The sequence below is a fragment of the Chryseobacterium sp. BGARF1 genome, from assembly GCF_001677955.1.
Lineage (GTDB): Bacteria > Bacteroidota > Bacteroidia > Flavobacteriales > Weeksellaceae > Chryseobacterium.
On record NZ_LELA01000131.1, the window covers coordinates 1 to 8795 of the forward strand.

The window sequence follows — 8795 nt, forward strand, 5'->3', positions numbered from 1 at the left end:
GTAGGAAATGTTGGCTATCTTCAGATTGCTGCGTTTATAATATTTGTAGCCTCAGTTTTTAGTTTTTTTTCAAATAATAACACCCGATTTATTGCCTCTTTTTTACTGGTAACATCATTGTCTTTTATTTATGAGATTGTGTGCAAAAGCGACTTTATATCATCATTTATATTCACCGCTGCTTTTATTATTTTCTGGCATAAAAAATTTTCAGGTAATTATTTCGAAAAACCACTTTTACTGGGTCTTATTTTAGGCTTTCTGTGTCTTACGAGAAGTCTTGTAGTTATTCCGATCATATTATTTCTTTTAAATCCTTTTTTTAAAGCAAACCATTCCGAAAAATTAAAATCTATTATTGGTTTTCTAATAAGCTTTAGCTTGCTTTTATCAACCGTTATTTTACCAGTCAAAAGTTTTGAGTATCTTCAGGAATTCAACCCGCTTAAAACTCAAGGGCAGGGCAGTGGATATATTATGTTGATATTTTTAATTGTGACAGTTGTAATTTCTCGTTTCATTCAAAACATTCAACAGATATTTTTTTATTCAGCCATTATATATTTTCTCTTAATTGGAAGTTTTCTCATAGAATCTTCATTAAGTGGAATTGTCTATAATAATTTAGGGATTACTTATTTAGCTTCATCGCTGCCATTTGCTATTATTGGTTATTGTTATTGTTTATCGGATAACCTGGCCAAAACCACAAACTAAAAATTTATTATCATTAAACATGGAGTTTATTAAAAAGAATTTTCATTATTTATTATTACTTTCTTCCGTTTTCTTCTTGGGAAATCCGTCTAAATTTCCTTCAGATGATGGGTTTTTCTATCCTCAGATTGCTTATAATATCGTGAATCATGGTTTCATGGGATTTAATGATTTATATCTTACCAACGGATTTCATCCTCTATGGATGGTTTTTTGTGTGATAGCAGAGTTGATTAATCCTTCGGATAAATTTTTTGCATTAAATATCCTGTGGCTTTTTCAGGTTTTATTGGTCTTATTTGGATACATTCTTTTAGAAAAGACTGTTTTAAAAGAAAGTAAAGTCGGCAAAATTCTGAGCTTAGGGTTTTATTGTTTGATGTTTTTTAGCCTCGGAACACTGTATTTAATTGAAGCACATCTTACATTTTTTACTTTTAGCTTGATCATATTTTTCATGTGCAGGAAATTTACCAATGATTTTGCATTTGGAGTAATTTGCAGTTTGGTCTTTTTAGCAAGATTAGACCATATTTTTGTGCTTTTGCCTTTTGGTTTTTTGTATTGGAATTTCAGAAAATGGAGCATCAAAAGTCTTGTAAAAATGCTTATTGGTTTTTCAGTTTTGGCAGTTCCTTACATCATATCAAATTACTATTATTTTGATGCTGCTGTACCAATTAGTGGAAGAATAAAGAGTTCCTTTCCCCATATTCAGCAGTATATGGATCTTGGTATATTTCAAAAATTATTTATTCTTTTAGGTATTTTATATTTTGTTTTTTTGATTTTTAATAAGAAAGATCAATACAGAAATGTTAAGCTGGCTTTTTTAATAGGTAGTTTATTACAACTATTTTATAACTTATTTTTTCAATCTGAAATAGGACAATGGTATTTTGTCTCTCAAATGTTTTTCTGCGGTTTATTTATTTACGACGTTGCCAATAGCTTTTCTAATAAGACTTTTGAGAAGCTGGCTTTTGATAAAATTATCTTTGCGGGGACATTGATTTTTGTTTGTGGAATTGCTTGGTTAAAACTTACAACAAGCTTCAGTATTCAGAATAATGTCTTTGCAAGCCATTCTAAATTTGAAAAAAAATCAAATGACCTTGTACGACAGACTGCCAAGGAATTTGAACAGAACATTCCGAAAAAGACACGTATCTATGTCTATGATTTTCCGGGTAAATTTGCTTTTTATTCAGATTTTAATGTCATACCTGCAGATGGATTGGTGGGGAATAAAAAATATTTTGATGATATGAGATCAGGTAACTTCAAAAATTTCATGATTAAAAATAAGATTAAATACCTTCTTTTTCCAACTCATTTTCATACAAAGCATGAGACACAAGGCTTTCTGGCACTTCATGTAGACAGCCGTACTGATGATTATGTTTTTAAACTAAGAAATACCTTAAGAAAAACAATTATTGACAGTTTGAAAGAAAGTGAATTGACCAAAATAAAATCATATGCCAACCCGATAAAAACATGGCAACCGCAGTATGATTCTGTATCAGTTTTTCAATTGAAAAACTAAACTGTATTTGCAATAAAAAAGTCATTCAGAAAATCTGAATGACTTTTTTTGATTATTTCTTTCTAGCGAAATTACTTTTATTATTTGGCTTTTTAAAACCAACATCTTTTCTCTGTTGACCAGGATTTGCTGCTTTTGGTCTCGGTGTAAAAGGTTTGTTGTTTGAATCTCTTTTCTCTACAACCAAGTTATCGGTATGAAAAGGATGATCTTTTACCACAGGAATTTTCATTCCGATCAGTTTTTCGGTATCCTTTAGGTTTAAAAGGTCTAATCCGTCTACGAAAGACATTGAGCTTCCTTCTGCTCCTGCACGACCTGTTCTTCCGATTCGGTGAACATAGGTTTCAGCAACATCCGAAAGTTCAAAATTAACAACATATTTCAGTTCGTCAATATCGATACCTCTTGCTGCAATATCTGTAGCAACCAAAATTCTGGTTTTACCAGATTTGAAATTGGTTAATGCATTTTGTCTTGCATTCTGTGATTTATTCCCGTGAATTGCTTCTGCAGAAATGTTATGTGCTTGTAGTTTTCTTGCAATTTTATCAGCTCCATGCTTTGTTCTTGAGAATACCAGTACAGAACCCGAAATTTTATTTTGCAGAATATGAGTAAGCAAATCGAGCTTATTTTCTTTATCTACAAAATAAACAGATTGTTTAATGGTTTCTGCGGTAGATGAAATAGGCGTTACAGAAACTTTTATAGGAGTATTCAGAATAGAATCTGCTAACTTTTGAATTTCTGTAGGCATTGTTGCCGAGAAAAATAAAGTTTGTCTTCTTTGAGGTAAAAGTTTAATGATTCTTTTTACATCATGTACAAAACCCATGTCAAGCATTCTGTCGGCTTCATCCAATACAAAAATTTCAAGATTTTTAAGCGAGATAATTCCCTGTGCAATAAAATCTAGTAATCTTCCAGGTGTTGCTACCAAGATATCTACTCCTTTTCTTAGTGCTGCAACTTGATTTCCCTGTTTTACACCACCAAAAATCACCAATTGCTTTAAAGGTAAATTTTTTCCGTATGCGTTGAAGCTTTCTTCAATTTGTATTGCTAATTCTCTCGTTGGAGTAAGAATTAATGCTTTAATATGATTGCCTTTCGGTCCTTTTCTTTCGGTAAGATTTTGTAAAATTGGGATAGCAAAAGCGGCTGTTTTACCTGTTCCCGTCTGTGCTGTACCCAGTACATCTCTGTGTTCTAATATAGAAGGAATCGCTTGTTCCTGAATAGGTGTTGGTTTTTCGTAACCCTGGTGTTGAAGCGCATCTAAGATGGGCTTAATTAATTTTAAGTCTGTAAATAACAAAATGTATGTTGTGTATTAAAATAATGCGGTCGAAGCAGTATACTTCATCATTTTTAGCAGTTCTGCTAATGTTTTTTTAACAGAGTTTTTAAGTAAAATCATTTACTATTTGGCTGAGAATGCCGCGAAATATAATGCAAAGATAGTTTAAATTAATTTAACAAAAATTATTGTACTTTTTCCCACTGTTGATTGTGTTTTAAATCTTCAAAAAATTTGTAAACTATACTTAATTTTTGAGTTCCTCTTTTTCCATAATCTTCTATGTTTTTAGATAATCCATCATTAAACTTTACTCTAAGATAAGAGGTCGGCATATCTGTAATATTGCGTGAACCGTATTTTTCATTAAGACTTTTTATATCTAGGTCGTCAAGAAGTGTAATCAGTTTTTTGTAATCAGCTTCTTTAATGGTTGTTTTAAAAGTTCCTTCTCTAGGTTTATCAAATTCTCCCTTTGAAAATTCTTTAGAGAAATTAAAATGTTCGGCTTCTAAAACAGCAGTTCTATCCGGATTTATCGTCATTTTAAAAATCGGACAAGAACCGAAACAAGCTCCAGCTTCATATTCTATGGTTGAGTATTTTGATGTAGATATTTTCTGAGAAGAGCATGAGAATAGTAAGATTATTGTAAATAGACTTAGTAAATATTTCATTTTTTTAATTTAAAAAATATCTTTCAATAAGTATTCCAAATAAAAAGAGAAACCTTTTGAGTTTCTCTTGTGTGTTTTAATTAAATCTATATCCTAAACCAGCTTGCAGAAAGCCAATTTTTGTTTCAAAACCATTTTTGTGAGTGTCAAAAAAGTTGAAATTGTATCGCGCGTCAACAAAAAATTTATCTGTTATTTTATATTCCGCACCAAGAAAAGGGAAGAGGTTTAGCTTTTTATAGCCAACTAGATCCTGAGAATCTGTACCATTTACAATTTCATCGGTTTTAACTTTTTCAGAAAGATTAAAACCGAAATTCATTCCTGCAGAAGCAGAAAATTTTGGAATAAAATAATATTTTACAGAAACCGGAACCTGAATCTGAGTAAATTGATAATTAAAATCAACAGTTCCCATTTCTACAATTTCGCTGCCAATAAGCTGTACCAACGGAAGAGAATCTGTACCGCCAACCTGAGTGTATAAAACTTCAGCCTGAATGCCCACTTTTGATGAAAGAGGTTTTTCTGCTACGAATCCTGCATAGAAATAAGATTTTGAATCCAGTTTATCATCAAAAAATTTCATGTTTGATAAGGAATAACCAGATTTTACGCCAAATTTAAAACCTGCATCGGAGGTAGATTCTTGAGTTTGAGCACTTATAAGTCCCGAAATTGTGACCGAAAGGGCTAAAAAAAAATTCTTAGTCATAATTTTTTTAAGTTTAATTTAAAAATGAAACGGAGAATTCTAAAAGAAATTGTGCTGCAATCAACGATTACAGCACAATATTATTTTTAGCCATGCAATTGTTTCCAAATGGCATCTTTCAATTCCATTAGACCTTCTCCGGTAACCCCTGAGAAAAACAAAGGCTTTTTGTTTTCAGGAAACTCAGCTGAGATTTCTTTTTTCAATTCATCATCCAAAAGATCAGCTTTAGATACAGAAACAATAAAGTCTTTATCCAAAAGTTCAGGATTGTATTCTTTTAATTCATTTTCCAAAATTTTAAACTCCTGAAAATGGTGTTCAGAATCTGCAGGAATTAAGAATAATAAGATAGAATTTCTTTCAATATGTCTTAAAAATCTGTGACCAAGACCTTTACCTTCCGCAGCACCTTCAATGATCCCCGGAATATCTGCCATTACAAAAGATTTGTAATTTCTGTAATCTACAATTCCTAAGTTGGGTGTTAAAGTAGTAAATGCGTAATTGGCAATTTTTGGTTTTGCAGCAGAAACTGAAGCTAAAAGAGTAGATTTTCCTGCATTTGGGAAACCTACAAGACCTACATCGGCTAAGATTTTAAGTTCGAAAACAATGTAGCCCTCTTGTCCGTCCATTCCTGGTTGTGCAAAACGAGGAGTTTGATTAGTTGATGATTTGAAAAACTCATTTCCTTTACCACCTTTACCACCTTCCATTAAGATGATTTCCTGGCCATCTTCCATGATTTCGCCTACAACTTCTCCTTCTTCATTTTTAGCAATCGTCCCAATCGGAACGTTGATGTAAACATCTTCTCCGAAAGCTCCGGTTAATTGGTTCTTTGCTCCGTTTTGTCCACGCTCAGCTTTGATGTGACGGGTATAACGAAGCGGAAGTAAAGTCCATTCATGGGCATTTCCTCTCATGATAACGTGACCGCCTCGACCACCATCTCCACCATCAGGACCTCCTTTAGGAATATATTTTTCACGACGAAGGTGGGCAGAACCTCCACCACCGTGACCGCTTTTACAATGAATCTTTACGTAATCTACAAAATTTGACATATATTTTTAACTTAGGATTTAGGGCTTAGAGCTTAGGATTTAGCGTAAACAACTATTACCTAATTCCTAAACCCTAATTCCTTATTTTACTTTTTCTACTTCAGCGAAAAGTTTTTCAGAGATTTCATTAATCTCTCCAACACCGTTGATCTCTACATACTTACCTTGTTGTTTGTAAAGTTCGGCTACTTCTGCTGTTTTTGCGTAGTATTCTTTTATTCTATTTTCAATGATTTCTACATTGCTGTCATCAGATCTTCCGCTGATTTCTCCTCTTTTCAATAATCTTTCAACCAAAATAGTGTCTTCAACAACCAAAGAAAGACAAACGTCGATATTGTCATTCAGTTCTTCTTTCACTATTTTTTCCAAAGCTTCTGTCTGCACTGCAGTTCTAGGATATCCGTCGAAAATAAATCCTGCAGCATCGCTTGGTTTTCTGATCTCGTCAATCAGCATGTCTGTTGTTACCTGATCCGGAACCAATTCACCTTTATCGATGTAAGATTTTGCCAATTTTCCCAATTCGGTGTCATTTTTCATGTTGAATCTGAAAAGATCACCTGTTGAGATTTGCTTTAAATTGAATTTCTCGATTAAGTTTTGCGCTTGAGTACCTTTTCCACTTCCTGGAGGACCGAAGAGAACAATGTTTATCATAATGTTGTTTTGCTTTGGGCAATGGGCAACTTGCTTTTGGCGGTTTGCAACTTTGCTTTCAGCTTTTTTAGTTATTATTAAATTTATTTCTTTATTTTACTTTTTAAGCTAAAAGCTGTGAGCTCATAGCCAACAGCGTTTAATGGTTGATTTGTCCGTCTTCCAATTGGTATAAATCAGATAGGTTTCTACCTAATTCATCATAATCCAATCCGTATCCTAAAACAAATTTGTTTGGAATTTCTTTTCCAATATAATCTAACTTGAAATCCTTTTTGTAAACTTCTGGTTTTAATAAGAATGAAGCAATTTTTACAGATTTCGGACGTTGTGTTTCATTAAAATATTTAAAAAGACTTTCAACAGTATTTCCTGTATCTACGATGTCTTCTACAAGAATGATGTGACGGTCTTTTACATCTTTCGTTAGTTCCATTTTCTGATAAACAATCCCTGTAGACTCTGTTCCTGCATAAGAACTCATCTGGATAAATGCAATCTCGCAAGGTCCCGGATAATGTTTAAGAAGATCGGAGAAAAACATGATAACACCGTTTAAAACGCCGATAAAAACTGGTACTTCGTCTTTGTAATCTTCATAGATTTTTAGAGCAGTTGCCTTTACAATTTCCTGAATTTCGGCATCCTTTAAATAAGGAACAAAAGTTTTGTCGTGTACTTGAATACTTTCCATAAAATTTTTCGTAGGGCGCAAAGTTACGGATTTTAGATTAAAATATTTTGTAGTTTTTGTTTAATTGGTTTTCCCGACTTTTAAAATACAGTTATAAAAGAAGTTTATTGCTTTCCAATATCTATAAAACCTATAAATTTCAAGATCCTAAAAAGTTGTTTATGGATATTATTACAAGTTGATAAAAGGGTAGGATAGGAGTAGTTTTAGTGATTAAAATACTCGTTGTGCATTTTAATTTTGTCTTTCGGAAATAAGTGAAACAGCTTTGTTTATCTTTATTCCAGTAATTTTTTTAAATTCCTTGTCTGTCCTTGCGTTTTAATCGCTAAGAAAGACAAAGTTCATTTAGATAGATTTCTTTTTTAAGATAAACAAAGGCATTTTATTTAACAAAGAAATACAATAGTTTAATACCCAGTATTTAAAAATATCTTCAAAATACACAACGGGTATTAAAATACATTATTGTTTTCATATTCCTTATTTTTGCACAGAACTGATTGATCAGTTTGTTTAGTCTAAAATATGAACAATACATTTTTTGATAACCATCAAGTTGGAGTAGTTTCTTCTTTTTCGGAACTGATAAATACCAAATTTAAAGGAAAGGTAAATGCAATTTGCTGGAGCCGGGATTTGAAGGGTGATTTTAAAGAAATTGTTTCTCAGCTTCAATTAAAAGAGAATATTACAGAAATTTCAGTTGAAGATCTTTTAGCATTACAATTATCAGAAAAAGGTATTTTAGCAAGAGATATCATCTTAAATGACTTACAGTTATTAACAGATCTCGGAGCATCACCTGTTCTTAATTTGCTTAAAAATTATGAACGGGATGATGAGTTTGATTTTATTTCGACAGATGTATATTCTTTTCATGTAGATCGTTCACCAATTGGTACAGATACTTTTTTATGCACTTACTATGGCGCTTCAAGCGATATTATTTCTAATGATCAAGTTGAGCAAAAAATCTTAATTCCCGAGGTCAGAGAAAAGCTTAAAGAATTACATGATGGCCCGGAAGCTGAATTTGAAACTTTCTTAAAAGAGTATTTCTTTGATCTTCATTATCAAGTAAAATCAAATGCAAAACCTCTGAATTTAGGTGTAGGAAATCTTTGGCGATTGGCGGTAGACCATCCCTCACAAGAGGTTTTGCCTTGTGTTCACAGAGCTCCTGTAGAAAATGATGGGGAATATCGATTGCTTTTAATCTGTTGAGTTTTTTAATCTCTATCATTTAAAACTTTAAAGTGGAATTAAATTCAATTGAATAAGATTCAAATGTGATAAATTATTTTTTGATTTGATAAGTTTTTATTTATTTTTTTATAATTTACTCATATACAATATTTTAAACCGAAATGATGCTTGCGAATTTAGAATAATCAAATTATGTTTGAT

General features: G+C 32.1%; 9 protein-coding genes. 3 read left to right on the forward strand and 6 right to left on the reverse strand.

Annotated elements, in window-relative coordinates; all coding sequences use genetic code 11:
- Together AB671_RS22555 and AB671_RS20260 are read left to right on the forward strand one after the other, a co-directional pair.
- Positions 1-717 (forward strand): hypothetical protein (locus AB671_RS22555; protein WP_185116243.1); only part of this gene is annotated, 717 nt, incomplete at its 5' end.
- Positions 718-736: 19 nt separating this feature from the next.
- Positions 737-2266, forward strand: a complete 1530-nt coding sequence (locus tag AB671_RS20260; RefSeq protein WP_066680608.1) for a hypothetical protein — start codon at positions 737-739, stop codon at positions 2264-2266.
- A gap of 52 nt (positions 2267-2318) precedes the next feature.
- On the opposite strand, the gene AB671_RS20265 is transcribed toward AB671_RS20260, so the two are convergent.
- The 6 genes from AB671_RS20265 to hpt form a co-directional block, all read right to left on the reverse strand.
- A complete protein-coding gene (locus AB671_RS20265; RefSeq protein WP_066680607.1) occupies positions 2319-3587 on the reverse strand; it encodes a DEAD/DEAH box helicase in 1269 nt (422 codons plus the stop codon).
- A gap of 167 nt (positions 3588-3754) precedes the next feature.
- Positions 3755-4246 carry a DUF6438 domain-containing protein gene (locus AB671_RS20270; RefSeq protein WP_066680605.1) on the reverse strand — a complete coding sequence of 164 codons (492 nt, stop codon included), beginning with the start codon at positions 4244-4246 and terminating at the stop codon, positions 3755-3757.
- A 76-nt stretch (positions 4247-4322) separates the two neighbouring features.
- Complete coding sequence (locus tag AB671_RS20275) at positions 4323-4961, reverse strand: porin family protein (RefSeq protein WP_066680603.1); 639 nt, start codon at positions 4959-4961, stop codon at positions 4323-4325.
- An 86-nt stretch (positions 4962-5047) separates the two neighbouring features.
- Entirely contained in the window at positions 5048-6031 is a 984-nt protein-coding gene (gene obgE / locus AB671_RS20280; protein ID WP_066680602.1) for a GTPase ObgE, read from the reverse strand.
- Between the two features lie 81 nt (positions 6032-6112).
- Positions 6113-6691, reverse strand: coding sequence for an adenylate kinase (locus tag AB671_RS20285; protein ID WP_066680598.1), 579 nt, complete (start codon positions 6689-6691; stop codon positions 6113-6115).
- Between the two features lie 139 nt (positions 6692-6830).
- Positions 6831-7385, reverse strand: coding sequence for a hypoxanthine phosphoribosyltransferase (gene hpt, locus AB671_RS20290; protein ID WP_066680596.1), 555 nt, complete (start codon positions 7383-7385; stop codon positions 6831-6833).
- A gap of 528 nt (positions 7386-7913) precedes the next feature.
- On the opposite strand from hpt, the gene AB671_RS20295 reads away from it, so the two are divergent.
- The gene (locus AB671_RS20295) at positions 7914-8612 is read left to right on the forward strand and encodes a DUF1826 domain-containing protein (RefSeq protein ID WP_066680595.1); all 699 of its coding nucleotides are present in this window, start codon (positions 7914-7916) and stop codon (positions 8610-8612) included.
- The last annotated feature ends 183 nt before the right edge of the window (positions 8613-8795 follow it).

Coding starts and splice junctions, on each gene's coding strand:
- AB671_RS20260 (WP_066680608.1), top strand. CDS start 737: ATGGAGTTTATTAAAAAGAATTTTCATTATTTATTATTACTTTCTTCC.
- AB671_RS20270 (WP_066680605.1), bottom strand. CDS start 4,246: ATGAAATATTTACTAAGTCTATTTACAATAATCTTACTATTCTCATGC.
- AB671_RS20275 (WP_066680603.1), bottom strand. CDS start 4,961: ATGACTAAGAATTTTTTTTTAGCCCTTTCGGTCACAATTTCGGGACTT.
- obgE (WP_066680602.1), bottom strand. CDS start 6,031: ATGTCAAATTTTGTAGATTACGTAAAGATTCATTGTAAAAGCGGTCAC.
- AB671_RS20285 (WP_066680598.1), bottom strand. CDS start 6,691: ATGATAAACATTGTTCTCTTCGGTCCTCCAGGAAGTGGAAAAGGTACT.
- hpt (WP_066680596.1), bottom strand. CDS start 7,385: ATGGAAAGTATTCAAGTACACGACAAAACTTTTGTTCCTTATTTAAAG.
- AB671_RS20295 (WP_066680595.1), top strand. CDS start 7,914: ATGAACAATACATTTTTTGATAACCATCAAGTTGGAGTAGTTTCTTCT.